Annotated in this window: 27 protein-coding genes; 20 read left to right on the forward strand and 7 right to left on the reverse strand. The window is 53.8% G+C overall.

Annotated features, from left to right (window positions below):
• Positions 1-115: 115 nt before the first annotated feature.
• The 3 genes from RGQ30_RS07010 (at position 116) to RGQ30_RS07020 (ending at position 2,862) form a co-directional block, all read left to right on the forward strand.
• Positions 116-763 carry a hypothetical protein gene (locus RGQ30_RS07010; protein ID WP_130556600.1) on the forward strand — a complete coding sequence of 216 codons (648 nt, stop codon included), beginning with the start codon at positions 116-118 and terminating at the stop codon, positions 761-763.
• 262 nt (positions 764-1,025) lie between these two features.
• Entirely contained in the window at positions 1,026-1,865 is an 840-nt protein-coding gene (locus tag RGQ30_RS07015; RefSeq protein WP_130556599.1) for an SDR family NAD(P)-dependent oxidoreductase, read from the forward strand.
• 22 nt (positions 1,866-1,887) lie between these two features.
• Positions 1,888-2,862, forward strand: coding sequence for an NADPH:quinone oxidoreductase family protein (locus RGQ30_RS07020; RefSeq protein WP_130556598.1), 975 nt, complete (start codon positions 1,888-1,890; stop codon positions 2,860-2,862).
• 73 nt (positions 2,863-2,935) lie between these two features.
• On the opposite strand, the gene katG is transcribed toward RGQ30_RS07020, so the two are convergent.
• Together katG and RGQ30_RS07030 are read right to left on the reverse strand one after the other, a co-directional pair.
• The gene (gene katG, locus RGQ30_RS07025; RefSeq protein WP_130556597.1) at positions 2,936-5,128 is read right to left on the reverse strand and encodes a catalase/peroxidase HPI; all 2,193 of its coding nucleotides are present in this window, start codon (positions 5,126-5,128) and stop codon (positions 2,936-2,938) included.
• A 132-nt stretch (positions 5,129-5,260) separates the two neighbouring features.
• On the reverse strand, positions 5,261-5,884 hold the full coding sequence (locus RGQ30_RS07030; RefSeq protein WP_130556596.1) for an LON peptidase substrate-binding domain-containing protein: 624 nt from the start codon (positions 5,882-5,884) through the stop codon (positions 5,261-5,263).
• Positions 5,885-6,054: 170 nt separating this feature from the next.
• On the opposite strand from RGQ30_RS07030, the gene RGQ30_RS07035 reads away from it, so the two are divergent.
• Positions 6,055-6,870, forward strand: a complete 816-nt coding sequence (locus RGQ30_RS07035) for an MBL fold metallo-hydrolase (protein WP_130556595.1) — start codon at positions 6,055-6,057, stop codon at positions 6,868-6,870.
• A gap of 40 nt (positions 6,871-6,910) precedes the next feature.
• Here RGQ30_RS07035 and RGQ30_RS07040 read toward each other — a convergent pair whose 3' ends face one another.
• From RGQ30_RS07040 to RGQ30_RS07055, 4 genes are all read right to left on the reverse strand, one after another.
• A complete protein-coding gene (locus RGQ30_RS07040) occupies positions 6,911-7,684 on the reverse strand; it encodes an enoyl-CoA hydratase/isomerase family protein (protein ID WP_130556594.1) in 774 nt (257 codons plus the stop codon).
• Positions 7,685-7,689: 5 nt separating this feature from the next.
• Positions 7,690-9,156, reverse strand: coding sequence for an LVIVD repeat-containing protein (locus RGQ30_RS07045; RefSeq protein WP_130556593.1), 1,467 nt, complete (start codon positions 9,154-9,156; stop codon positions 7,690-7,692).
• Between the two features lie 14 nt (positions 9,157-9,170).
• Complete coding sequence (locus RGQ30_RS07050) at positions 9,171-9,854, reverse strand: DUF305 domain-containing protein (RefSeq protein WP_130556592.1); 684 nt, start codon at positions 9,852-9,854, stop codon at positions 9,171-9,173.
• Between the two features lie 109 nt (positions 9,855-9,963).
• Positions 9,964-11,283 carry an MFS transporter gene (locus RGQ30_RS07055; protein WP_130556591.1) on the reverse strand — a complete coding sequence of 440 codons (1,320 nt, stop codon included), beginning with the start codon at positions 11,281-11,283 and terminating at the stop codon, positions 9,964-9,966.
• A gap of 157 nt (positions 11,284-11,440) precedes the next feature.
• On the opposite strand from RGQ30_RS07055, the gene cyoA reads away from it, so the two are divergent.
• Genes cyoA through RGQ30_RS07100 form a run of 9 tightly spaced genes read left to right on the forward strand, consistent with a single transcriptional unit; the run spans position 11,441 to position 19,459 of the window.
• On the forward strand, positions 11,441-12,478 hold the full coding sequence (cyoA, locus tag RGQ30_RS07060) for a ubiquinol oxidase subunit II (protein WP_130556991.1): 1,038 nt from the start codon (positions 11,441-11,443) through the stop codon (positions 12,476-12,478).
• On the forward strand, positions 12,459-14,462 hold the full coding sequence (gene cyoB, locus RGQ30_RS07065) for a cytochrome o ubiquinol oxidase subunit I (RefSeq protein ID WP_130556590.1): 2,004 nt from the start codon (positions 12,459-12,461) through the stop codon (positions 14,460-14,462). The genes cyoA and cyoB overlap by 20 nt, the downstream gene beginning before the upstream one ends.
• Positions 14,455-15,102: a cytochrome o ubiquinol oxidase subunit III gene (gene cyoC / locus RGQ30_RS07070; RefSeq protein ID WP_130556589.1), complete on the forward strand. Its 648-nt coding sequence runs from the start codon at positions 14,455-14,457 to the stop codon at positions 15,100-15,102. The genes cyoB and cyoC overlap by 8 nt, the downstream gene beginning before the upstream one ends.
• Complete coding sequence (gene cyoD / locus RGQ30_RS07075) at positions 15,099-15,500, forward strand: cytochrome o ubiquinol oxidase subunit IV (RefSeq protein WP_130556588.1); 402 nt, start codon at positions 15,099-15,101, stop codon at positions 15,498-15,500. The genes cyoC and cyoD overlap by 4 nt, the downstream gene beginning before the upstream one ends.
• A gap of 16 nt (positions 15,501-15,516) precedes the next feature.
• A complete protein-coding gene (locus tag RGQ30_RS07080) occupies positions 15,517-16,281 on the forward strand; it encodes an SURF1 family protein (protein WP_130556587.1) in 765 nt (254 codons plus the stop codon).
• Between the two features lie 59 nt (positions 16,282-16,340).
• On the forward strand, positions 16,341-17,678 hold the full coding sequence (locus tag RGQ30_RS07085) for an ATP-binding protein (RefSeq protein WP_130556586.1): 1,338 nt from the start codon (positions 16,341-16,343) through the stop codon (positions 17,676-17,678).
• Entirely contained in the window at positions 17,675-18,223 is a 549-nt protein-coding gene (locus RGQ30_RS07090) for a response regulator transcription factor (RefSeq protein ID WP_130556585.1), read from the forward strand. The genes RGQ30_RS07085 and RGQ30_RS07090 overlap by 4 nt, the downstream gene beginning before the upstream one ends.
• Positions 18,224-18,235: 12 nt before the next feature.
• The gene (gene gloA, locus RGQ30_RS07095; RefSeq protein ID WP_130556584.1) at positions 18,236-18,733 is read left to right on the forward strand and encodes a lactoylglutathione lyase; all 498 of its coding nucleotides are present in this window, start codon (positions 18,236-18,238) and stop codon (positions 18,731-18,733) included.
• Between the two features lie 9 nt (positions 18,734-18,742).
• On the forward strand, positions 18,743-19,459 hold the full coding sequence (locus RGQ30_RS07100) for a VIT1/CCC1 transporter family protein (protein ID WP_130556583.1): 717 nt from the start codon (positions 18,743-18,745) through the stop codon (positions 19,457-19,459).
• Between the two features lie 4 nt (positions 19,460-19,463).
• On the opposite strand, the gene RGQ30_RS07105 is transcribed toward RGQ30_RS07100, so the two are convergent.
• Positions 19,464-19,949 carry a DUF1178 family protein gene (locus RGQ30_RS07105; protein WP_420915172.1) on the reverse strand — a complete coding sequence of 162 codons (486 nt, stop codon included), beginning with the start codon at positions 19,947-19,949 and terminating at the stop codon, positions 19,464-19,466.
• 123 nt (positions 19,950-20,072) lie between these two features.
• Between RGQ30_RS07105 and RGQ30_RS07110 the strand changes: the two genes are divergently transcribed.
• The 7 genes from RGQ30_RS07110 (at position 20,073) to soxX (ending at position 25,353) form a co-directional block, all read left to right on the forward strand.
• Positions 20,073-20,426, forward strand: coding sequence for a hypothetical protein (locus tag RGQ30_RS07110; protein ID WP_130556581.1), 354 nt, complete (start codon positions 20,073-20,075; stop codon positions 20,424-20,426).
• A gap of 105 nt (positions 20,427-20,531) precedes the next feature.
• Positions 20,532-21,896 carry a sulfite dehydrogenase gene (gene soxC, locus RGQ30_RS07115; RefSeq protein ID WP_130556580.1) on the forward strand — a complete coding sequence of 455 codons (1,365 nt, stop codon included), beginning with the start codon at positions 20,532-20,534 and terminating at the stop codon, positions 21,894-21,896.
• 4 nt (positions 21,897-21,900) lie between these two features.
• Entirely contained in the window at positions 21,901-22,980 is a 1,080-nt protein-coding gene (locus RGQ30_RS07120; protein WP_420915168.1) for a c-type cytochrome, read from the forward strand.
• A gap of 29 nt (positions 22,981-23,009) precedes the next feature.
• Positions 23,010-23,483, forward strand: coding sequence for a thiosulfate oxidation carrier protein SoxY (gene soxY / locus RGQ30_RS07125; RefSeq protein ID WP_130556579.1), 474 nt, complete (start codon positions 23,010-23,012; stop codon positions 23,481-23,483).
• Between the two features lie 22 nt (positions 23,484-23,505).
• Positions 23,506-23,817, forward strand: a complete 312-nt coding sequence (gene soxZ / locus RGQ30_RS07130; RefSeq protein WP_130556578.1) for a thiosulfate oxidation carrier complex protein SoxZ — start codon at positions 23,506-23,508, stop codon at positions 23,815-23,817.
• Between the two features lie 39 nt (positions 23,818-23,856).
• Entirely contained in the window at positions 23,857-24,693 is an 837-nt protein-coding gene (soxA, locus tag RGQ30_RS07135; protein ID WP_298217327.1) for a sulfur oxidation c-type cytochrome SoxA, read from the forward strand.
• Positions 24,694-24,711: 18 nt separating this feature from the next.
• Positions 24,712-25,353, forward strand: coding sequence for a sulfur oxidation c-type cytochrome SoxX (gene soxX / locus RGQ30_RS07140; RefSeq protein ID WP_130556577.1), 642 nt, complete (start codon positions 24,712-24,714; stop codon positions 25,351-25,353).
• Positions 25,354-25,356: the final 3 nt, after the last annotated feature.

Below are 25,356 nucleotides of genomic sequence, written 5' to 3' on the forward strand. Positions count from 1 at the left end.
TACTTGGGCAACAGCTCGTGTTTTACCAAGGCAGTGCGAAATCGATCCGTGGGGGTCGCTGCTTTCCCCAATTCTTTTCTCGATTCTGCACACCAACAGGGAATGGAGGTCGATCATGATCACGCGCACCCGCCACATCGGTTCACTCTCTCTGGCACTGCTGATTTTGACGCTGATCCAGGGTTGCACTCCCAGTGCACAGAAGCAACTGGACGACAACCTCAAGAAGGCGATTGCGATGAAGTATGTGCATGTCGCCAATGTAAATAGTTTTCAGACGCAGGTCGGCACTTCCCAGGCTCAACTGGTGGGTGTAGCCAATGGCAGCTTCTGGGCCATTTTCGACGTCTGTACGCTTGACATCCAGGGCAGTGCACTCACTGGTTTCAATTACGACGCCAGCAAGTTCTTCATTGACGGAGGGTCTGCGAAGTACGGTGCGGGAAATCCCGGCAACGTCAACGTCGCGTCAGTGGTGATGTCTTCGCAAAGTAGCCAGGTTCTGGACGCTGCCCGCAGCGCCTTCTCGCTGAGCCCGGCAACTCAGTTCTTTCCGAAGCAGTTTTACCCGAATCTCAAGTATCGGATCGCGATATTCGTGAACGAGAATCCTGCTGCTTACACGGGAGACGTGATGACGCTCAAGTACGATGGGCAGCCACAGGTAGCCGCACTTGTCCAGAGCGTGTCGCCGGGCAATCCGGCGTTCCGCGCCTTCTACAATGCAGGGGTCTCTCCAGCCATCGTCGGGACCTGCCCTTAGGCGCAGCGGCTCGCAACCAATTTACGCAGGCTGCTTGGCGCGCTTGTGCATCGGCTTTGCCCACGTCAGAAACCGAAGTTGCTTGTTGTCCAACTCTCTGTATTTAATTGCTTTTCCTTTGATTTTTTGATTTTCAATATTTTTAAAGGAAAGGTAAAGAAATCAATTTTCTCAATGCCCGGCCTGCCGTTCTACGGGCACTTGTTCTGCTAATCTGGATTGGCTCAGAAGAAGCACAACAAGTAGATGGAGACAGCATTCAATGAACAATTTTGAAAACAAGACCGCGGTCATTACCGGAGCGGCCAGTGGAATCGGTTTGGCCCTGGCCCGGCATGCAGCCGCAGTGGGCATGAATGTGGTGTTGGCCGACATCGATGAGGCGGCATTGAACAGCGCCGTGCAGCAACTTGATTTGGCCGCAGGCCGAGCCCTGGCGGTCCGCACGGACGTGCGCCATGCTGCCGAAATCAAAAAACTGGCCGATGCCGCCTACAGCCAATTCGGTGCAGTGCACCTGTTGTTCAACAACGCAGGCGTGGCATTGGCCCGCACCACCTGGGAACACACGGTGGAAGATTGGGAATGGATACTGCAGGTCAACCTGTGGAGCGTGGTGCATGGCATTTCAGAATTCCTGCCCCGCATGCAGGCACAGGGCGGGGCTGCTCACATCGTGAATACCGCTTCCGTAGCCGGCTTGGTTTCCAACCCCGGTATGGCGGCTTACAACGTCAGCAAACATGGTGTGGTCACCTTGAGTGAAACCTTGAGCCTAGAATTGCAGATGACCCAATCGCCAGTTGGCATTTCTTTGCTGTGTCCGGGTTGGGTACCCACTGGAATTGGTCGTTCGGAACGCAATCGCCCGGCTGATGTGGCGCACACGCAGCCTATTGAAGGGCTTTCAGCCCAACTGAACAAGCGGATTGGCAAGGCCATTGCAGGTGGGCAATTGACCGCAGACGACATGGCGCGCGAAACATTCAAAGCCATCGGCGAAAAGCGTTTTTATGTGATTCCCCACGACTACATGTTTCCATTTATTGAAACCCGCATGAAGGAAATTCTGACTCAGCAAAACCCGACACTGCCCAAATAAGAATACAAAGGAGACAAACAACATGAAAGCATTGCTTTGCAAAACCTTGGGTCTGCCTGACACATTGGTCTATGAAGAAACTGCCGACCTTAAACCCGGCCCTGGCCAGGTACTGGTCGACATGAAGGCGGCCGGGGTGAATTTTCCCGATGCGCTGATCATTCAAGGCAAGTACCAGTTCAAGCCTGCCTTGCCGTTTGCGCCGGGTGCAGAACTGGCTGGCGTGGTACTGCAAGTGGGCGAGGGTGTTAAAAACACCAGGCCCGGTGACCGTGTCATTGCTGCTTGCACGCATGGCGCGTTTGCTGAACAAGTGCTGGTTCAAGCCAAACAGATTATTCCCATGCCGCCAGCACTCAGTTTTGAGGCGGCAGCATCATTTACGTTGGCCTATGGCACGTCTTACCATGCCCTGAAAGGCCGAGCGCAGTTGAAAGAGGGCGAAACCCTCTTGGTGCTGGGTGCAGCTGGCGGTGTCGGCTTGGCGGCCATTCAGATTGCCAAGGCATTGGGCGCAAAGGTAATTGCCGCCGCCTCGACCGCGGAAAAGTTGGCCATTTGCAAAGAAAATGGTGCTGACGAACTGATCAATTACAGCACTGAAGATTTGCGTGAGCGCGTGAAAGAATTGACCGCAGGCAAAGGCCCCAATGTCATTTTTGATCCGGTGGGTGGCAAGTATGCGGAACCTGCATTTCGAAGCATAGGCTGGAATGGTCGGTATCTCGTGGTGGGCTTTGCCGATGGTGATATTCCCAGCATCCCTTTGAATTTGCCGCTGCTGAAGGGAGCTTCCATTGTGGGTGTGTTCTGGGGTGAGTTTGTGAACAGGCAACTCTTCGATTTCATCAAAGACCTGGGTGAAATGTTTGCGCTGATTGAACAGGGCAAGCTCAAGCCGCTGGTGTCAAAAACTTATTCCCTTGCGCAGGGCGCACAGGCCTTGCAGGATCTGCTGGATAGAAAGGTTGTGGGTAAGGTGGTGATTACGAATTGATTGGCAATAAAAAAAATCCCGGGGCCAGCTGAACCGGCTCCGGGATTTTCATTCACTTGCAAACTGATTTGAATTACTTCAAGTCAAAGCGGTCTGCATTCATCACCTTGTTCCAGGCCGCAATGAAGTCGTTCACGAACTTCTTCTCTGCGTCGGCTCCGGCATACACTTCGCACAGTGCACGCAGTTGCGAGTTGGAACCAAAACACATGTCTGCCAAGGTACCTGTCCACTTGATCTGACCTGTTGTGCGGTCACGGCCTTCCAATACGCCTTCTGCACTGGCTGATTTGGTCCACTTGGTGCTCATGTCGAGCAGGTTGGTGAAGAAGTCAGTGGTCAATGCTTCAGGGCGCTTGGTGAACACGCCGTGTTGCGAGCCGCCTGCATTGGCATTCATGGCACGCAGGCCACCCACCAGCACAGTCATTTCAGGTGCAGTCAAACCCAGCAAGCTGGCCTTGTCGATCAGGCGTTCGGCGGTGCTGCCTTCCAGACCTTTGCGTGCGTAGTTTCTGAAGCCATCGGCTGTGGGTTCCAGCACTTCGAAGGAATCCACATCCGTGTGTTCCTGGCTGGCGTCAGTGCGGCCGGGGGCGAAAGGTACAGTCACATGGTGACCTGCCTTTTTCGCGGCTGCTTCAACACCCGCAGCACCTGCCAGCACGATCAAGTCGGCCAGAGAAATTTTCTTGCCGCCTGTTGCTGCCGCATTGAATTCCTTCTGGATTCCTTCCAGTTGTTCCAGCACCGTGGCCAGTTCAGCCGGGTTGTTGGCTTCCCAGTTTTTCATGGGTGCCAAGCGAATGCGGGCACCGTTGGCACCGCCGCGCTTGTCGCTGTTGCGATAGCTTGCAGCAGAAGACCAGGCTGTACGCACCAGTTGGGGAATGCTGAAGCCTGAAGCCAGAACTTTTGCTTTCAACGCAGCCACATCGGCATCATTGACCAGTGGGTGATCCACTGCGGGCACAGGGTCTTGCCAGATAAGGTCTTCTGCCGGTACCAATGGGCCGATGTAACGTGCCTTTGGTCCCATGTCACGGTGTGTCAGCTTGAACCAGGCGCGGGCATAGGCGTCAGCAAACTCGTCCGGGTTGGCCAGGAAATGGCGCGAAATTTTTTCGTAAGCCGGGTCCATCCGCAACGCCATGTCGGCCGTGGTCATCATGGGAGCGTGGCGCTTGTTGGGGTCGTGTGCATCCACAACCGTGCCGTCGCCTGCGCCGTTCTTGGGTGTCCACTGCTGAGCTCCAGCCGGGCTCTTGGTCAGTTCCCAATCGTACTTGAACAGGGTTTCAAGGTAGCCCATGTCCCAAGTGGTTGGGTTGGGTTTCCAGGCACCTTCGATTCCACTGGTGGTGGTGTCGCCACCTTTGCCGGTGCCGTGCTTGTTGATCCAGCCCAGGCCTTGTTCTTCAATCGGTGCACCTTCGGGTTCGGGGCCGACCAGTGCAGGGTTACCTGCGCCGTGGGCCTTGCCGAAGGTGTGGCCACCGGCCACCAGGGCCACGGTTTCGTAATCATTCATGGCCATGCGTGCGAAAGTTGTGCGCACATCGTGGGCTGACAGCTTGGGGTCGGGGTTGCCGTCCGGGCCTTCAGGGTTTACATAAATCAAACCCATCTGAACCGCGCCCAATGGGTTTTCCAATTCGCGGTTGCCGGTGTAACGCTTGTTGCCCAACATTTCTGTTTCAGGGCCCCAGTACACTTCTTCAGGCTCATAAACGTCTTTCCGGCCGAATGCGAAACCAAAGGTCTTGAAACCCATGGTGTCCATGCAATAGGTACCGGCCAAGGTGATCAGGTCGGCCCATGACAATTGCTTGCCGTATTTCTGCTTGATGGGCCACAACAGGCGACGTGCCTTGTCCAGGTTGCCGTTGTCTGGCCAGCTGTTCAATGGTGCAAAGCGCTGCATGCCGGTGCCCGCGCCGCCACGGCCATCAGCGATGCGGTAAGTACCGGCAGCGTGCCATGTCATGCGGACAAAGAAGGGGCCATAGTGACCGTAATCGGCTGGCCACCAGTCTTGTGAATTCGTATAAAGGGCTTTCAGGTCAGCCAACAGGGCATTGACGTCTAGCTTTTTGACTTCTTCCACGTAGTCGAAGTCTTCCCCCATGGGGTCTGTCAAAGGGGAGTTCTGATTCAACAGTTTCAGGTTGAGCTGATTCGGCCACCAGTTGGCGTTGGTTGGTGTACCTGCAATGGCAGTTTTTGGGCCATGGCCTGTGAATGGGCACTTTGCATCGTTTGACATGTGGATCCTCTCCTTGTTCGAGTTTATTCATTGCTATCTAGCAAATTCAGATTAACGACTTCGACCCGATAGGTCTAATCAATTTAATCAACTCTTATAATAGTCTAATTTGATGACAACCACATGAAGTATTTATGGTTTGATCAAACCGTAGTCCTGAAGCTGGTCGGATACCAGTTCCAGCCGCAACAGTGGACTGTCAATGGTCAGGAACTGAATCTTGGTTGTCGGGTCCAGCGGCAGCAACTCGCTCCAGCGGTTGGCCACCCAGCCGCAGTCCATCAAGCGGTAGGGTTTGGAGAAGGGAATTTGTTCGGGTGTAATTCCTTTTTCATCAAACGATTCAATCAACTCAGCCAAAGCATTGGCACAGCTCTTCAGGTCTTCTGGAATTTCAATGGTTGTGTCCGCGGGTAGCAATGTGACCTGTCCGGTCCACAAGCCATTTTTCTGCTGTTCATAGGAATGCAGTTCAAAGCGTTGTGTGCCTTCCACGGTGATCTTGATCAGGTTGCTGTCAGCCGCATCCGCTTTTTGTATCTTGACCAGCGTGCCGTACTTTGCAAGGTCGATCTTCTCACCGGGCTGCCGGGTTTCCGCGCCGGCTTTCAAACTGATGATGCCGAAGCCAGTGTTTTCCTTGAGGCATCTTCGGATCATGTCCAGGTATCGGACTTCAAAAATTTGAAGTGGAAGCAGTGCGTCGGGATACAGTACAGTGCCCAATGGGAAAAGAGGAATGGTGATCTGTGACATCGCGTGGATCCTTGTGCAAACCTGTTAATTCATGGTGGGTAGATTCTTTTCTACACCTGCCATGCCAGGGTGGATGCACGCCCTGGCACTTGAATCTGTATTCTGCAATTTCGGTGTATCAATAGAGCTGTCGAACATCAATCGAAGACATTTTTTTCGGGAAATTACACATGAAACTTCATCACCTGAATTGCGGCACCATGTGCCCGGTTTGCAGGCGTCTGATCAACGGCAATGGCGGCTTTTTTGAACGCGCCAAAATGGTTTGTCATTGCTTGCTGGTCGAAAGCAGTCAGGGTTTGATTCTTGTGGACACCGGGATTGGTAGCCATGACATTGATCAACCCGCGAAGCGTTTGGGTGCTGGTTTTGTGGCTATGTTGTCTCCTAGCCTGTTGCGGCAGGAAACCGCACTGGAGCAGCTTGCTTCACTGGGTTTTCAGGCCAGCGATGTCAAGCACATAGTGCCAACCCACCTGGACCTGGACCATGCCGGTGGCTTGAGTGATTTTCCAGGTGCCCAAGTGCATGTGTATGAACCGGAACACCGCCATGCCCTTCAGCCCAGCTTGCGGGATTCGCTACGATTCAGAAAAGCCCAGTTTGCGCATGGGCCCAAGTGGTCCATCCATGCCGCCACCAGCGAGTCCTGGTTTGGTTTTCAGGCCATTCGCCCCATTGCCGATGTTGATCTGTTGATGGTTCCGCTGATCGGCCACACGCGCGGTCATGTGGGTGTGGCTGTGAAGAAGGGCGAAAAATGGTTGCTGCATTGCGGTGACGCTTATTTCCATCGCAGTGAAGTGGCTTTGAAACCCGATGAACCCATTCCCCCCGGTTTGGCATTTTTTGAAACGCTGGTTCAAACCCTGCCTGCGCAACGCAAGGCCACGCAGGCGCGTTTGCGTGAACTGGTGAGGAAAAACGGAGAAGAGGTCGAGCTGTTTTGTGCGCACGATCCGGTTGAATTTGCGCGATACCGGTAGGCGATAGCGGGAATCGGAAGTCCCGCTACCGAGTCAAACATTAGCCTTTGGCCTTCCGCGCTGCAGCCAACTGCGCCTGCAGCGCATCAATGCGCTGGTGGTTTTCTTCCGAGCCAATGTAGCTTCTGAACAGCCATTCCTGGGTGCGCATGGACATGTCCAAGTCCTGGTTCAACACCACATTGGAAAGGCGCTTGGTTTCCGCCAGGCAAGCCCGGTCATATTGCGCCATGTCGCGGGCAATTTTAGAAACCGATGTCAGCAATTCGCCTTCGGGAAATACTGCACTGACATAGCCCATGCGTTCGGCCTCGGCTGCATCGTAAATTCGGCCAGTCAGTGCTACTTCCTTGGCACGACCCATGCCGATGATGCGCCACAGCGGGTCCATGATTGGGGTCAGTGACAACACAATTTCGCGCTGTCCGAACTTGGCCCGTGTGGAGGCATAACGAATGTCGCACATCATGGTCAAATCGAATCCACCCGCAATGGCTGCACCACCCACTGCACAAATCACGGGCTGTTCGCAAAACAGAACAGCGCGGTAGGCGCGGTGAAACAGGGCGGTGTAGGCTTCGTTGCTGACTTTTTCCAGCTTGCGAATTTCATTCAGGTCAAAACCTGCGGAGAAGTAACGTTCACCGCCGGTGAATGCGATCACATGCACATCCGTGCGTGCACCCAAGTCATTGAACATGCGGGTGACTTCTTCCAGTACGTCGGGTGCCAGGGCATTGCCTTTGTCTGGCCGGTTGATGGTGACAGTGGCTACCCGTTCTGACACGTCCAGATTCAAATATTGAAAACTCATTGTTCTTATTTCCATGCGTTGTTGGTCACTTTGACCACGTAAAAACCTTGATAGCCGTCGGTATACCAGATTTCCTTGCGTTCCGGCACAAAGGCCGGGCTGGACATGGCCCAGTTGCTGGCGGGTGCGGGCAGCGTCAGCACCCGGGGTTTGACGGGTGCGTTGAAATAGGCCACCTCAACCGGGTTGGCCGGGTCGCGAATGTCAAAAATACGCAAGCCCGACAAGATCATGCTGCACGCCACAATGGTGGGGTTGACACGTGTCGGAATGTTGCAATAGTGCCCAGCATAGCCACCCGTGGGGTTTTGTGCGCCGGGGTCACTGGCAATTTTTTCCCGGTTCTCCACATTGTGGACATCCAGACGCAGGTTGGAGATCACCTTCGGCTTGGTTTCGTCTGAAATGTCGATGATGCGCGCCGCACCTACTTTTGAGCCGTGAATCGCGACGGGTATTGGTCCTGGGTTGCCCGAATACTCGTCGACTTCCATGATGTATTTTTTGCCGTTGCTGGTGAACGGAATGGCGTTCTGTGGGATGGTGACAGTGTCCCAACTCAGACGCGATACTTCTTTCACCTGTGGGTTGGCTTTGCGGGCTTGAATTTCGGAAATGTCGAGCACCAGCATGCCAGCTGGGTTGGTGAAACTGGCCACGTAGGCTCGGTTGCCATCGGGGCTGATTGACAAACCATGCGAGGCGTAAAAACCAGTCCACAGCGGGCGAGGGAAGCTGGGGTTGGAAATATCCAGCGCCACCAGCGTGAAGGTGCTTGGAGAACCTGAAAAGAAGGTTTTTCCGTCAGGTGAAATGCCGCTTTCATGGCCGAACAAACCCAGCGGTGTCGACGATTTCAATACCGGTTTGCGGCAGTCTTCCGACACATCGTAAATGTCGACAATGCCAGGGCCAAAAGCAGGGTTGCCCAGCACGGCAGCCAGCACGCCACCTTCCTGGCTTACTACCAACGATTCATGCGGCGACAGCATGGCAGGCGTAATCAGCCGGGCTGTGCGCACTGGCTTGGTGGGGTCGCTCATGTCAAAAACATTCACGCCCAGCTCAAGGTCCAGGATGTTGGTGGGGAACAGCAATGTGCTGTCGGCGAATGCGCAGTCACGGCCTGCCTTGTCGCGGTAGCGTTCAACCTTGAAGCCGCCCACTGTACCAATAACGCGTTCGGGTGCGAACGAACCCACCATCTGTGTGTTGCAGGAAAAACCGGCAGCGGCAAGCCCTGCATCGTGGTCTGCCTGCGAAACCCGGCCTTGCATACCTGTTTCTTCACGTGATCCAGGCCCGCAAACCCCTTGTGGAGTCGCGGTGATGTTCAAGCCATCCACCACCTGGCTGGGGTTGGTGCGGTTACCTGTGGCGGTGGACGGGCTGTCCGAGCTACCAAAGCAGCCTGCAATCAGGGTGGGCAGCAGCAATGACGCGAACAGACGGCATGGATACAGGTTCAACATGGTGTGTCTCCGGGTCAATTTTTTTGAAGTTGTTGCAGTTTCATCTGGATCCAGCCAATTTCCATGCCTTGGTCGCGGATCATGCTGGTGGCCAGTGCCTTGACCAGGCTGGATTCGCCATTTCGGCTGGCAAACCAGGCCATGGGCAATGCCGCACGGTGGTGTGCCAGCATCAACTCCAGAAACAGAATTTCCTTGTCAGTACCGGTGGCCTTTTTGAGTTGTTCAAGTTGTTCGGTTGTGGCTACACCAGCCATGGCGCCGCCTTCCGCTTTGCAGCGGGCCTGAAACAGCTTGTCATCCAGGTGGCGAACATTGCTTGCCTCTTCAACCCAGGCCATGGGCGGGCCAGCCACCATGACTGGCTCATTCCACACCGTCAGCCAACCTTCCATCACGCCCATTTCACGTGTTTGCTTGATGGTGATGGACTGCGCCAAGGCCTGAATTTCGGGGGATGCAGCTTCCCGCATCATCATGGACATTTGGATGGCTTGGGTGTGGTGCAACAGCATGCTGCGAGCAAAGCCGGCATCAACAGGGCCCACTTGCGGTTTATTCTGTTCACTGGAATGGCCAGGGAAGAGCTGGTGTAGCAACCCCCTTGCGTGATCAGCCCAATAGCCAAGGGCCGCCAGCAAGGCGGCAGCGCACAAAACGACCAAGGTGCGTTTGCGCAAAAGGGAAAGGTGATGCATGTCTCGCGGATTTTATTATGTATATGAAGCTTCTACTTCCGCAAACCACTGTTGGATTCATCGAACAACCCCACCACACGCACACAGCCTGTGGCGGGTATTTTGATTCTTAGTCTTTCAGTTCCAGTGCGCGGTTCAGGCTAAGTGCTGCCAATGAGCCCACAGCGCCCGAGAGCAGGTAAAGGCTGACATATTCCAGGCCAAAATGCGCAGCCAGGCCCAAGGCCACCAAGGGTGCAAAACCAGCCCCAACCAGCCAGGCCAGGTCAGCGGTCAATGCTGCACCCATGTAGCGGTACTGGGCTTTGAAGTTGGCAGTAACCGCACCGGCAGCCTGACCATAGGACAAGCCCAAGAGCACGAAACCAATCAGGATGAAGGCAGTTTGTCCGTTGTCGCCACCGTCCATCATGTGCGGCACGAAAAAGCTGAACAGCGCAATCAGGATGGCCAGAAAGCCCAGCGTGTTGCGGCGACCCAAACGGTCAGCCACCACACCGCTGAGCACCACAGCACCGGCCGCAAGCGCCGCGCCTGCAATCTGGATCACCAGAAACTCGGAGATGGATCTTTCCGAGTTCAGGGCAATCCAGGAAAGCGGAAACACGGTGACCACGTGGAACAGGGCGTAGCTGGCCAATGCGGCCAGTGCACCCACCAAAATGTTGTAGCCTTGCGAGCCCACCATCTCTGTCACCTTGACAGGCTGTAGTTCGCGTTCTTCGAGCATGCGGGAATATTCATTCGTGGCAATCAAGCGCAAGCGCGCGAACAGGGCCACCACATTGATTGCAAAGGCAACATAGAAGGGGTAGCGCCATCCCCAGCTTAGAAAATCTTCGCTGGACAGGGCTGACAGCAGGTAAGCAAACAGACCCGCGGCAATGATGAAGCCCACCGGTGCGCCCAACTGCCCCAGCATGGCATACCAACCGCGCTTGTTCTCAGGGGCGTTCAAGGCCAACAGGGAAGGCAGGCCGTCCCATGAACCACCCAGCGCCAAGCCCTGACCAATCCGTAAAACGGAAAGCAGCACGATTGCCGCAACACCCAGTGATTCGTAAGTGGGCAGGAAGGCAATGCCAGCGGTTGAAATGCCCAGCATGAACAAGGCGACTGTCAGTTTTGTTTCACGTCCGAACCGCTGTTGCACCATCATCAATGCCACTGTGCCCAGGGGCCGGGCAATGAACGCAAAGGAAAAGATGATGAACGAATACAGCGTTCCGGTCAGTGGGTCTTCAAAGGGGAAAAATATTTTTGGAAATACGAGGACCGATGCGATCGCGTATACAAAAAAATCGAAATATTCTGAGGCACGCCCGATAACCACACCAATCGCGATCTCGCCGGGTGTGACATTGCTGTTGCTGCCGTGATGGCCCGGTGTAACGCCTTGTTCTGCTTGAATTGTGTTGGTGCCGGACATTTGTACTTCTCCTCGAATCTTCTGCTTGTGACAATATTATTTTTATTTTCAATGGCTTAACAGCGGTTTCTGTCAAGTGGGACAATATGTCCAATGCCCAGGGGGCACCCATGTCAGTAAATTAACATGAAATCAATTCCTAACCATGCTGGATAATATGTTCAAGCCACTGAAACGAAGTCTTTTGTTGGTGCCGCTTCTCCTGCTTGCAGGTTGCAACACCATCGTGATGAACCCGAAAGGCGATATCGCGTCGCAGCAAGCCGACCTGATCGTGCTGTCTACGGTGTTGATGCTTATTATCATTGTGCCGGTGATTTTCCTGACCTGTTTCTTTGCGTGGAAATATCGCCAGGCAAACACCGAGGCGGAATATGATCCCGAGTGGGACCATTCCACCAAACTGGAACTGGTCATTTGGGGTGCGCCCCTGTTGATCATCATCGTGCTGGGCCTGGTGACCTGGGTCAGTACGCACAAGCTGGACCCTTATCGCCCACTGGACCGTATCAATGCAAGCACACCGCTACCGGCTGACCACAAGCCTTTGGTGGTGCAGGTTGTTTCACTGGACTGGAAATGGTTGTTCATTTATCCAGAACAGGGTATTGCCACAGTCAACGAGTTGGTGACACCCGTGAATGTTCCGGTGCGTTTCAAGATCACATCAAGCACCGTGATGAATTCTTTCTACATTCCCGCGCTGGCTGGCCAAATCTATTCGATGGCGGGCATGGAGACCACCTTGAACGCGGTGATCAATGAGAAAGGAAGTTGGGAAGGGTTCTCCGCAAACTACAGCGGTGCGGGTTTTTCTCATATGCGCTTCAAGTACAACGGGGTGAGCCAGGAAGAGTTTGATGACTGGGTGGCCAGCAACAAGGCGGCTGCCAAAACATTGGATCGTGCTGCCTACTTGGAGCTGGAAAAACCCACCAGCAAGCACCCCGTTGAACGTTTCGCAACGGTTGAAAACGATTTGTTCCACGCGATTGTAAATCGTTGTGTGGTTGAAGGCACTGTGTGTATGGACATGCAAATGATGGCCGATTCCATGCGCAACCGTACCGGTTTGTCTGCTGACGAATTGGCAATTTTGATCAATGACGCCATGTGCCAGATCGCACCCAACGACGACGCACTTCCACTTATCACTTCATCCAAGAAGAATGGCTATGACTCAGTATCCAATTGAAACAAGCCCGATATTCGGGCGGCTAACACTGAATGCGATCCCGTACTACGACCCGATCATCATGGGTACGTTGGCCGTGGCCATGACAGGTGGTTTGATACTGCTGTATCTGATCCACAAAAACCGTTTGTGGGGCACGCTTTGGAACGACTGGTTCACCAGCATCGACCACAAGAAGATCGGCATCATGTACATGGTTCTGGGCCTGGTGATGATGATGCGCGGCTTTGCAGACGCGATCATGATGCGCGCGCAGCAGGCCATGGCCTTCAACGGCAATGAAGGCTTTCTGCCGCCTCACCATTACGATCAGATTTTCACTGCCCACGGCGTGATCATGATTTTCTTCGTGGCCATGCCCTTGATCACGGGCTTGATGAACTACCTGATTCCGCTGCAGATTGGTGCGCGTGACGTGGCCTTTCCATTCCTGAACAACTTCAGCTTCTGGATGACTGCCATGGGTGCCGCACTTATCATGGCGTCCCTGTTCGTGGGTGAATTTGCCATGACTGGCTGGTTGGCTTACCCACCGCTGTCGGGTGCATTGCAAAGTCCGTATGTGGGGGTTGATTACTACATCTGGGCGCTGCAAATAGCCGGGGTTGGAACACTGCTTTCGGGTGTGAACCTGATTGTGACGGTTGTCAAAATGCGTGCCCCTGGCATGTCAATGATGAAAATGCCAATTTTCACCTGGACTTCCCTGTGTGCGAACGTGTTGATTGTGGCCGCTTTCCCTGTGTTGACCGCCGTGTTGGGCATGCTGACCATGGACCGTTACCTGGGCACCAACTTCTTTACGAACGACCTGGGCGGCAACTCCATGATGTACGTGAACCTGATCTGGATCTGGGGTCACCCCGAGGTTTACATTCTGATTCTGCCGCTGTTTGGTGTGTTCTCTGAAGTGGTGTCCACGTTCAGTCGCAAGCGCCTGTTTGGTTACAGCTCCATGGTGTATGCCACAGTCGTGATTACCATTTTGTCTTACTTGGTTTGGTTGCACCACTTCTTCACCATGGGCAGTGGGGCCAGTGTGAACGCCTTCTTTGGTATTACAACCATGATTATTTCCATCCCCACGGGTGCGAAAATTTTCAACTGGTTGTTCACCATGTACAAAGGCAAAATCAGTTTTGAATTGCCCATGATGTGGACCATTGCCTTCATGATCACTTTCGTGATCGGTGGCATGACTGGTGTATTGCTTGCCGTACCTCCAGCCGACTTTGTGCTGCACAACAGCCTGTTCCTGATCGCCCACTTCCACAACGTGATTATTGGCGGCGTGTTGTTCGGCCTGTTCGCAGCCATCAACTTCTGGGCTCCAAAAGCCTTGGGCGTAAAGCTGGACGAGTTCTGGGGCAAGGTGTCGTTCTGGTTCTGGGTTGTCGGCTTCTACTTCGCCTTCATGCCGCTGTATGTGCTGGGCCTGATGGGTGTAACCCGCCGCATGAGCCAGTTTGAAGATCCTTCACTGCAGATCTGGTTCCAGATTGCAGCGCTGGGAGCAGCGATGATCGCAGTCGGTATCGGTGCCATGATCATGCAGTTCTATGTCACCTTCCGTGATCGCGCCAAGTTGCGTGACACCACTGGTGACCCCTGGGGCGGCCGTACGCTGGAGTGGGCCACTTCTAGCCCACCCGCAGACTACAACTTTGCCTTCACACCCGTGGTCTACGACACTGATGCCTGGGCTGACATGAAAAAGAACGGCTACAAGCGCCCAACTGAAGGATTTGTGGACATTCACATGCCCAAGAACACTGCTGCTGGTTTCGTGATTGCCGGTATCAGCGCGGTGATCGGATTTGCACTGGTGTGGCACATCTGGTGGATGGCTGCCGGCGCAAGCGTTGCACTGGTGGCCGCTGTGATCGCACACACATTCAATTACAAACGCGACTTCTACATCAAGGCCGATGTTGTGGCCAAAACTGAAGCTGCACGTACACAACTGGAGCAATCCCATGTCTGAGATGACTTTGAATACAGCCATGAATGCATCCGCAGGTGCGTCCATTGATCCCAGTTCACGTTACTACGTGAAAGACCATCATCCAAAAAACGGGTCGCTGCTGGGTTTCTGGATCTACTTGATGAGCGATTGTTTGATCTTCGCTTGCCTGTTTGCAACCTACGCGGTGATTGGACGCAACTACGCCGGTGGCCCCACCGGGGCAGAAATTTTCGATCTGAACCTGGTGGCCTTGAACACAGCGTTTCTGTTGCTGAGTTCCATCACTTACGGCGTGGCCATGGTGGGCATGCAAAACCGCAAGCTCAATACCACTTTGTTGTGGTTGGGCATCACCGGCGTGTTGGGCCTGGCGTTTCTTGCTGTTGAAATCTACGAGTTCTGGCATTTCATCAGCATTGGCGCCACGCCGCAAACCAGCGGTTTCCTGACTGCTTTCTTTGCCTTGGTGGGCACCCACGGTCTGCACGTGTTTTTCGGTATCGTGTGGCTTGTGGTGCTGTTGTTTCAGTTGAAAAAGCACGGTCTGATTGTTGAAAACCGCCGCCGCGTCATGTGCCTGTCCATGTTCTGGCACTTCCTGGACGTGATCTGGATCGGTGTGTTTACCTTTGTCTACTTGATGGGAGTACTGCCATGAGCGCGCATCCACACAATTCCAACGACCATCACGATCACCACGATAACGAGGATGAAATCCACGTCAGCATGCGCGATTACACCATCGGCTTTGTGCTGGCGGTGATCCTCACGGTGATTCCATTTGCCCTGGTGATGGGTGGTTTCATCGAAAGTTCAGTGACCACCGCTTTGGTGATCCTTGGTCTGGGTGCTGTCCAAATGGTGGTCCACATGATTTACTTCCTCCACATGAATAGCAAGTCCGAAGGTGGTTGGACCATGCTGGCGTTGATGTTTACACTGATACTGGTCGTGATTACGCTGGTGGGTTCAATTTGGGTGATGTACCACCTGAACACCAACATGATGCCTGGCATGAACCACGAGGCCATCGAGTCGATTCAACAACTGAAGTAAAGGCGTGTGGTGCAAGATGAGTGAAGTTTCGAAAACCCATTCAGCCTCTGCACCTGCAGCCAACAACTCGATCAAAAGGCTGCTGGGCTTTGTCCTGGCAGCCTTTTTTTTCGCGGTGTTTTTTTCGCTGGGTACCTGGCAGGTTTACCGCCTTGATTACAAACTCGATTTGATTGAGCGGGTGCAAACCCGAGTGCATGCAAACCCGGTTGCTGCACCCGCCCAAGCGGAATGGATTTCAATTGCCCGGGACACCCATGAGTATCTGAACGTCAAAGTACAGGGTGAACTGTTGCCTCAATACACGACACGCGTGCAAGCCACCACAGCGCTTGGGGCAGGGCACTGGTTGATGACCCCGCTGCGCACCCCAAGCAATGAAGTAGTCTGGATTAATCGGGGCTACATTCCCGCGGGAGAGGCTGACCCCATGACCCCACAAAATACCCGTGGCCTGTTCCAGGTTCAGGGTTTGTTGCGCATCAGCGAAGCGGGTGGGGCCTACCTGCGCAAGAATGACCCTGCGGCAGACCGTTGGTATTCCCGTGACGTTGCGGCTTTGTCTGCACGGCACAAACTTGAAGACACGGCACCTTATTTCATTGATGCTGGCAAGCCGCGAAACCTGGGCGAGGAAATCATCGGGTTCACTCCCAAAACTTATCCGGTTGACGGATTAACTGTGATCAAGTTTCACAACAGTCACTTGGTGTATGCCTTCACTTGGTATGCTTTGGCCTTGATGGTCGCAGGCGTGACTTACTGGTTGAACAGACGGTAAAGCAGCCTCTCGACCTTTGTTTCAAGTCATTATTCAACCAGTAGCAGGACGTACATTGCATGGCGATTAATTCCGACATTGTTTCCATTCGACAGGGTGCCCGCGCATTCGACGAGTTGAACGTACGCAATGAAACCGGGCACAAGAACATGCTTCACCTCATCCACCTGCGCTGGCTGGCTGTAGGTGGTCAAATCGCCACAATCCTGGTGGCCACCTGGGTTCTGGGTATTCAACTGCCTTTGTTCAACATGTTGGCGGTGATGGTTTGCCTGATTGCGTTTAACTTGGGCAGCCATTTGCGCTGGCATGAAGAAAGGGTGGTGAGCAACCGGGAGCTGTTTCTCGCCATGCTGGTGGACATTGGCAGTCTGACTGCGCAGCTGTATTTCACAGGTGGCATCAACAATCCTTTCGTTTTTCTCTTCCTCTTGCAGGTGATTTTAAGTGCCGTGTTGTTGCGCACCGAGTCTACCTGGACCGTGGTCTTCATCACAACCGTTTGCCTTGCCTTTCTCTCGGCCTTCAATGAGCCATTGGTGTGGCCTTTGGACAGCCCGTATCAATTGACCGATTTATACGCCACGGGCCTTGTGATCTGTTTCGTGCTGAATGCGGCCTTGCTGGTCATTTTCATCACTCGAATTGGGCGTAACCTGCGCGCCGGCTATGGCGCACTGGCCAGCCTTCGGCAGCGTGCAGCCGAAGAAGAACACATTGTTCGCATGGGGCTGTTGGCCAGTGGCGCGGCGCATGAATTGGGAACACCCCTGGCCACCATGTCAGTGGTGCTGGGTGACTGGAAGCACATGCCTCAATTCGCCAACAATCCTGACATGCTCGAAGAACTTGAAGAAATTGAAGGGCAGTTGCTTCGCTGTAAAAGCATTGTCAGCGGCATCCTGTTGTCTGCTGGTGAAACGCGGGGAGAATCCTCTTCAAAAACCAGCCTGAATGATTTTTTCGAAGACCTGGTACAAGAGTGGGAAAGCAGCCGGCCTGTGCAGCACTTTGAGTACCACAACCACATTGATCAGGAATTGACAGTGGCATTTGACTCCACCGTCAAGCAAATGGTGTTCAATGTGCTGGACAATGCACTGGAGGTGTCGCCGAACGGTTTGCGCTTCGAGGTGTCCAAGGATGATGACACCCTGTTCATGACTGTGACCGATCAAGGTCCCGGTTTTCAGGCTGATATCCTTGCGCAGTTGGGTACGCCCTACAATTCGAGCAAAGGCAGGCCCGGTGGTGGTCTGGGGCTTTTTCTGGTCATGAATGTGGCACGAACCCTGGGTGGCACACTGGAAGCCCGAAATTGTGAAGGGGGTGGGGCACAAGTGCGCATGACCCTGCCTTTGAGTTCACTGGTGTTGCAGGAGAATGGTCCCGAATGAGCCAAAGTAGCAGTATGGAAAGGCTTTTGTTGCTGGTTGAAGATGATGAGGCATTTGCCCGCGTTCTCAAACGCTCGTTCGAGCGCCGTGGTTACGCTGTGTTGCATGCCGGCAATCTGGATGACATGAATGGCGTGTTGTTGACGCACACGCCCACCCACGCTGTGGTGGACCTGAAGTTAAGTGGCAACACCTCGGGCCTTGATTGCGTGAAGGCGCTGCATGCACACAACCCGGACATGCTGATTGTAGTGCTGACCGGTTTTGCAAGCATCAACACCGCCGTGGAAGCCATCAAACTGGGCGCTTGCCAGTATTTGGCCAAACCTTCGAACACCGATGACATTGAAGCTGCCTTTGGACACATTGCAGGCAGTGAACCCGTGGAGTTGAGCAATCGTCCCACTTCCATCAAGAACCTCGAGTGGGAGCGCATTCACGAGGTGCTTGTTGAAACCGATTTCAATATTTCAGAAACTGCACGCCGCCTGGGCATGCACCGCAGAACCCTGGCCCGCAAGCTTGAAAAGCGTCGGGTCAAATAAGGAATTCAAACCATGAGCCTGAAGCCACACGACGGATTTGTTTTTAACCACACCATGTTGCGCATCAAAAACCCGGTTGTCTCCGTGGATTTTTATGAGCAGGTATTTGGCATGACCCTGCTGCGAAAACTGGATTTTCCGGAAATGTCTTTTTCATTGTATTTTCTTGCGAAACTGGGCGAGAGTGACACACCACCCACCGACGAGGGCGAGCGTACCCAGTGGACCTTTTCGCAACGAGGCGTGCTGGAGTTGACCCACAATTGGGGCACCGAAAGCGATGCCGACTTCAAATACCACGACGGCAATGCGCAACCACAAGGGTTTGGTCACATCTGCTTTGCCGTGCCCGATTTGAACCGGGCTGTGGCCTGGTTCGATGAAAAGGGCCTGGACTATGTGAAACGTCCCGACCAAGGGAAGATGAAAAATGTTGCCTTTGTGAAAGATCCCGATGGCTACTGGATCGAAATTGTCCAACCCGACCTGTTGGGTGGTCTCGGTCGGTAAGCACAGGTCATGAACGCCAATCCCGCCTACAATCACGAACACATTGTCCACCGCATCGGCTGGTTGCGAGCCGCCACCTTGGGCGCAAACGACGGCATCATTTCAATTTCCAGCCTGTTGGTTGGCATGGTCAGTAGCGGTGCGGCAGCGCCGGTAATTCTGGCTGCCGGTGTGGCGGGTTTGGTAGCGGGTGCAGCATCCATGGCTGCAGGGGAATGGGTGTCGGTGAAGTCGCAGGCCGATGCCGAAGAAGCAGAGCTTGCGCTGGAACAACGCCACATTGACAACAACCCCAAGCAGGAACTGCTTGAATTGCAAAGCCTGTATCAAAAACGTGGTTTACCTGAAAACCTGGCGCGTGACGTTGCCGTGGCACTGACCAAACACGATGCCTTGGGTGCCCACGCCCAGGACGAGCTGGGCATTACCTTGCACAGTGTGGCCAAGCCCATGCAAGCCGCGTTTGCTTCAGCCCTTACCTTCACAGCGGGTGGTGTTGTTCCACTGTTGGTGTTGCTGCTGGCCCAGTATCAAACACTGGGTTCCAAAGCCACCGTGTTCACGTTGGCTGGTGCAAGTGTCGTGACCTTGTTCCTGACGGGGGCCGCTGCTGCGAAAGTGTCCAATGCCCGCGTGTTGCGTGCGGGTTTGCGTGTGGCGCTTTGGGGTACTGTCTCGATGGGTTTGAGCGCACTGGTTGGTTTGGCGCTCGATGTGAAACTTTAGGCCTTCAGTTAAGGCCTTCTTCACCAGGCAGCAAGGGCAGGGCGATGATTTCAATGCCCTCGTCACGCAACTCCTCGAATTCCTCGGGGCTGGCCTGGCCGCGAATGGCACGAATGGGTGCTTCTTCGTAGTGAATTTTTCGCGCCTCTTCGGCAAACCGGTCACCCACATCTTCCGAGTGATTGATCAGGGCTTGTATGGCCTGCCTGGCCATGACAAAAGCAGTGGCCACATCCACTGAATTCAGTTTTGGCGCAGGCAAGGGGGTCGAAGTGGCAGGTTCGCTGGTAGACACTTCAGCAGGTGTAACCGGGCTGACCGTTTGTTTGCCGCCAATGTTGATTTTGGATGGTACTTTGCGAATGGCAGACGTACCGCATTCGGGACAAGTCAGCAGCTTTTGCTCGCGTTGCGTGTCAAAGTCTTCGTTGGATCGAAACCAGCCTTCGAAGCGATGGGAGTATTCGCACTCCAGGTCATAAATGATGATTGCCACAATGTTTGTATCTGTCTCAGAATTTGGGTATTTTACAGTGGAATGCTTTGTCTACCGCTGCAATCGAATCTCTTCTAGAATTCGTTTAACAACCACCAAGACCCAAAAGAGGTTTGTATGTCCCGAAAGAAGTCGCTTGAACCGCATTTGCGCGGCATTGTTGACTTGGTGTCTGCCACACTGGACGAAGGTACTCGCCAGGTTGAAGGCGTTCACCGTCGAATAGCCGACATTCCATTTGCTGTCTTGAAAAAGATCCGCCCTATTGCACCGATTTCATCCGCCGTGCACATGGTCGAGAAGAAAATTACCCACTCTGCTTACGACACCGTGCGGCTTGTCGCCCGTGTGGGCGCACAAGCTGTCCACAACGTACTGCCCACAGACCCAGCCAGCCAGGGCATCGCCAAGCCTGAGTACAAAATCGACCACGACAGCTTGAGAAAGCAAAAGAGCGGGAAGAAATCTTGAACTGAAAGTTCTTGCGAAAGACACGTTTAGAGTGTAAATTCTACATATGAGCATATGCGCATACAATGACGCAATGCAGCAGAATAAAGTACTCAGGAGACAAGCGTGTCATTCCAAATCCCTTCCGACACCACATTGGGGCGTATTCAGCGTGCCCCGGAAAACTTTGTCAGTCGTACCGACATTGCTTTTGTCAATCGCGCCAGTGAAACAGATCGTCGCAGTTTTTTCAAAAAAGCGTTTGCCGCTGCTGCAGTGGGTGCGGTCGCCGCGTCGCCGGCCCTTGCAACTGCCGCAAAAGGCGATCCAGCCATTTTGAATTTGCCTGCCCACACCAAGGGCTTGGGCCAGCCCGTGGCGGCAATGCCTTACGGTATGCCTTCCCAATATGAAAAGAATCTTCAACGTCGTGAGTCGCCAGGCTTGACCCGTGTGGGCGCTGCGTCGGTGTCGTTTTGCCCGCTGCAAGGTCTGTTTGGCGTGATCACGCCCTCTGGCTTGCATTTCGAGCGCCACCACCAGGGTTGGTGGGACATCGACCCCACGCAACACCGCCTCATGATCAACGGTTTGGTCAAGCGTGAAATGGTGTTCACCATCGATGAATTGATGCGCATGGAATCGGTTTCCCGCGTTCATTTCATCGAATGTGGCGCCAATTCAGGCATGGAGTGGGCCAATGTGGCCGTACCCACAGTGCAGTACACCCACGGCATGTTGAGCTGTTCCGAGTTCACTGGTGTACCGCTGATCAAGGTGCTGGAATACTGTGGCGTGGACCTGAAGAAGGGCCGTTACATTCTGGCCGAGGGCGCGGACGGTTCATCCATGACCCGCACCATTCCCATGGAAATGGTTGAAAGCGGCGAAGTACTGCTGACCTATGGCCAAAATGGCGAAATGCTTCGTCCTGAAAATGGTTACCCCTTGCGCTTGATCGTTCCTGGCGTGCAAGGCGTCAGCTCTGTGAAATACCTGCGCCGCATTGAAGTGGGCGACAAACCCTATGCAGCCAAGGACGAGGCCGTGCACTATGTGGACTTGATGCCTGATGGCACGCACCGCCAGTACACCTCCATTCAGGAATGCAAGTCGGTTATCACCACGCCTTCCGGTGGTCAAAAGTTGCTTACACCTGGCTTCTACAACATTACCGGCCTGGCCTGGAGTGGTCGCGGCAAAATCACTGCGGTGGATGTGTCCACCGACGGTGGAAAGAACTGGAAGTCTGCAACCGTGCAAGGCCCGGTGCATGACAAATCACTGACCCGTTTCAACCTGCCCTGGGTTTGGGATGGCAAGGGTGAAGTGCTTTTGCAGAGCAGGGCAGTTGACAGCACAGGCTATGTTCAGCCGAGCTACCGCACCTTGCGTGAAAAGCGCGACGACAAAAGTATTTATCACAACAATGCAATTCAAAGCTGGCGCATTGATGCGTCAGGGGAAGTGCACAACGTGCACGTGGGGTAAGGCCATGACAATCCATTTGAAACTTGATCAAAAGCCCACGGCCCGTCCTGCACGAAAGGGATTCGTAGCAATCCTGTCCATGGTGGTGCTTGGCTCAACCCTGTTGTTCAGCAATAGCGGTTTTGCCTTTGAAGGCTTGGGCCGCACGGCCAGCAAAGACGAAGTCAAAGCTTGGGACATCGATGTTCGCCCGGATTTTGTGGGCCTGCCCAAGGGCAGTGGCAGTGTGCAAAAAGGCATGGATGTGTGGGAAGCACAGTGTGCATCCTGTCACGGTGTGTTTGGTGAAAGCAACGAAGTGTTCACACCGATTGTAGGTGGCACCACCGCAGAAGACATCAAGCGCGGGCGCGTACAATCCTTGAAAGACGGATCGTCACCCCAGCGAACCACACTTATGAAAGTGCCCACTGTTTCAACCTTGTGGGACTACATCAACCGGGCCATGCCCTGGACTGCCCCCAAAAGTCTGAGTACTGAAGAGGTGTATGCCGTCACGGCTTACATTCTGAACATGGGCGGTATTGTTGGCGATGATTTCGTACTGAGCAACACCAATATTGCCCAGGTTCAGGGCAAAATGCCCAATCGCAATGGCATGCAAACCAATCACGGAATGTGGCTTGCCTCGGGTAAACCCGATGTGAAAGAAAAGCGTTGCATGTCAAACTGCAAGCCGGACGCGAAGGTGATTTCCTACCTGCCTGAATACGCCAAAGATGCACACGGCAATTTGATTGATCAAAACCGTCTTGTTGGTCCTGTTCGCGGTGTGGTCACTGTAGTGGCCAAGGCTGGCGAAAGTGCTGCCGCACCCAAGGTCAGTATGAGCAGTGGAGAGTCCCTGTTCAATGCGAATGGATGTGTGGCCTGTCACGGAGTGGACAACAAAAAGCTCGGCCCGTCCGTTGTGGCTGTGGCCAACAAGTATGCCGACAGGAAAGACGCCAAAGCTTACCTTGCCGGCAAAATCAAGACAGGTAGCAGCGGGGTTTGGGGCGACATGCCCATGCCCGCGCAGGCTCATCTGTCGGATGAAGACACCAATGCACTTTCTGACTGGTTTTTGTCCAGGAAGAAGTAAATCGATCGATTTTTAGGAGGAGTTAGTCAATGAACCAAAACAGACGCACCATGCTGAAAGCCTCATCTGGCATGACAGTGCTGGGCCTTGCGGTTGCCGCAGGTCTGATCAAGCCCAACGAAGTGTTTGCAGCAGCGGGTTATCCCGAGAAGGCATTCAATGCCAAGTCCATGGATGAACTGATCAAGGCACTGGGTGGCAATATGCCCACTGAAAGCAAAGACATCACCGTAGTGGCTCCCGACATTGCTGAGAACGGTGCGGTAGTTCCAGTAGGTGCCGATAGCAAATTGGCCAAAACCACAGAAATTTCCCTGCTGGTTTCCAACAACCCATCCATGATGTCAGCCCAGTTCATGATCCCGGCCGGCACCGACGCCAAGGTAAACACGCGCGTCAAAATGGGCAAGTCCAGCGACGTGTACGCGCTCGTGAAAGCCGATGGCAAGTATTACTTTGCCAAGAAAGAGGTCAAAGTGACACTCGGCGGTTGCGGCGGTTAAATCAAAAATTCAGGAGAAAAAAATGGGTGATCCAATGAAAATTCGCGCCAAGGCAAACGGCGACGAAGTGGAAGTAAAAGTATTGATGTCTCACGAAATGGAAACTGGTCAGCGTAAGGCCGCCGATGGCAGCTTGGTACCTGCTTGGTTCATCCAGAGCGTGTCCGCGAAATGCAACGACAAGCTCGTGTTGCAGGCCAATTGGGGCCCCGCAGTTTCCAAGAATCCGTTTTTGTCTTTCTCCTTCAAGGGTGGCAAGGCCGGCGACACAGTGGATGTGACCTGGACTGACAACAAAGGCGATACACGGACAGACAAAACCAAAGTGGCATAATCTCAAGCAGTTGATAAAACCACAAGAAAGGGGTGTGAGATGAGGCAAACAAACAAAGCGGCGGTCAGGTTCACCGCTGCTGCATTTGCAGGTATTGCAGCCGTGGCGTCATTGGCCATGAATGCGCATGCGCAAAAAACCACCGAGCAGGGCATTCAGGAATACCGTGACATGCTGGCCGATGGTAACCCGGCTGAATTGGTCGAATTGCGTGGCGAAGACCTCTGGAGCAAACCACAAGGTCCTAAAAATGCTTCGCTCGAAAAATGCGATCTGGGTTCAGGCCCGGGTAAGCTGGAAGGCGCGGTGGCTACCTTGCCACGGTTTTTCAGTGACGCTGGTAAGGTCATGGACGTTGAAACCCGCCTTGTGCACTGCATGGTGACGCTTCAAGGTCGCGATATCGCAGAAATCACCAAAAAGCCTTACTCAGGAACTGGGGAAAAGCCCACCGAGCTTGAATCTTTGGTGGCTTACATCTACGCGCAGTCACGTGGTGCCAAGATCAAGGTGCCTCAATCACATCCTGAAGAACTGGCCTCCCGCGCGCGGGGAGAAAAGATCTTCTTCTTCCGCGGCGGCCCGTATGATTTTTCATGCGCCAGTTGCCATGCCACTGACGACCAGCGAATTCGTTTGCAAGGTTTGCCCAACCTGACGAAACCTGAGCCTGCTCAAGCTGCGTTTGCTGCCTGGCCTGCTTACCGTGTTTCGCAAGGTGCTGTGCGTTCCATGCAATGGCGCATGTACGATTGTTTCCGCCAGCAGCGTTTCCCCGAGTTGAAATACGGCTCACAAGCGTCTATCGACCTGATTACCTACCTGGGTGTGAAAGCCGAGGGCGGTACCATGCAGGCCACTTCGCTCAAGCGCTAAGAACAAGGAGAACAAATCATGCGTAAAACAATTCAGTATTCGGCCAGCCTTGTGTTGTTGGTCATGCTTGGCGCTTGTGCCAATACCGACAGCAAGCCTGTGGTTGCCGAGCCTACGAACGAAGAAATCAACGCCTTGTTGATGGCTTCTTTCAAGGAAAAAGGGCAGGCCAAGCTTGATCGTATCAAGCAGACTGAACTTCAACAGGCCTGTTCCGCGGCCGAGACAGCGCCTGGCGGTTTACCCGATGCCAAGCGCACCGAGTTGCAAGATGCTGCGCTGGCAGCGGTGAAATACCCAGCCGATGGAAAATACCTCGGTGACTGGAAGGCTGGAGAAAAGGTTGCGCAAACCGGTGTAGGCTTTCAGTTTTCGGACAAGGAAGGCAGTGAAGCCGGCGGGAATTGCTATGCCTGCCACCAACTGGCTCCTCAAGAGCTTTCATACGGCAACATTGGCCCATCGCTCCAGCAGTACGGCAAGTTGCGTGGCAATTCAGAAGAAATCATGAAGTACACCTGGGCCAAGATCTGGAACTCGCATGCTTACAATGCCTGTTCCAACATGCCTCGTTTTGGCGCGGAGGGCATTTTGACTGAAACCCAGTTGAAAGACGTCATGGCCCTGCTGATGTCCCCTGATTCACCGGTCAACAAGTAAGCA

Origin of the sequence: Limnobacter thiooxidans, assembly GCF_036323495.1 — a bacterium.
In the GTDB taxonomy this organism is placed as follows: Bacteria; Pseudomonadota; Gammaproteobacteria; order Burkholderiales; family Burkholderiaceae_B; genus Limnobacter; species Limnobacter thiooxidans.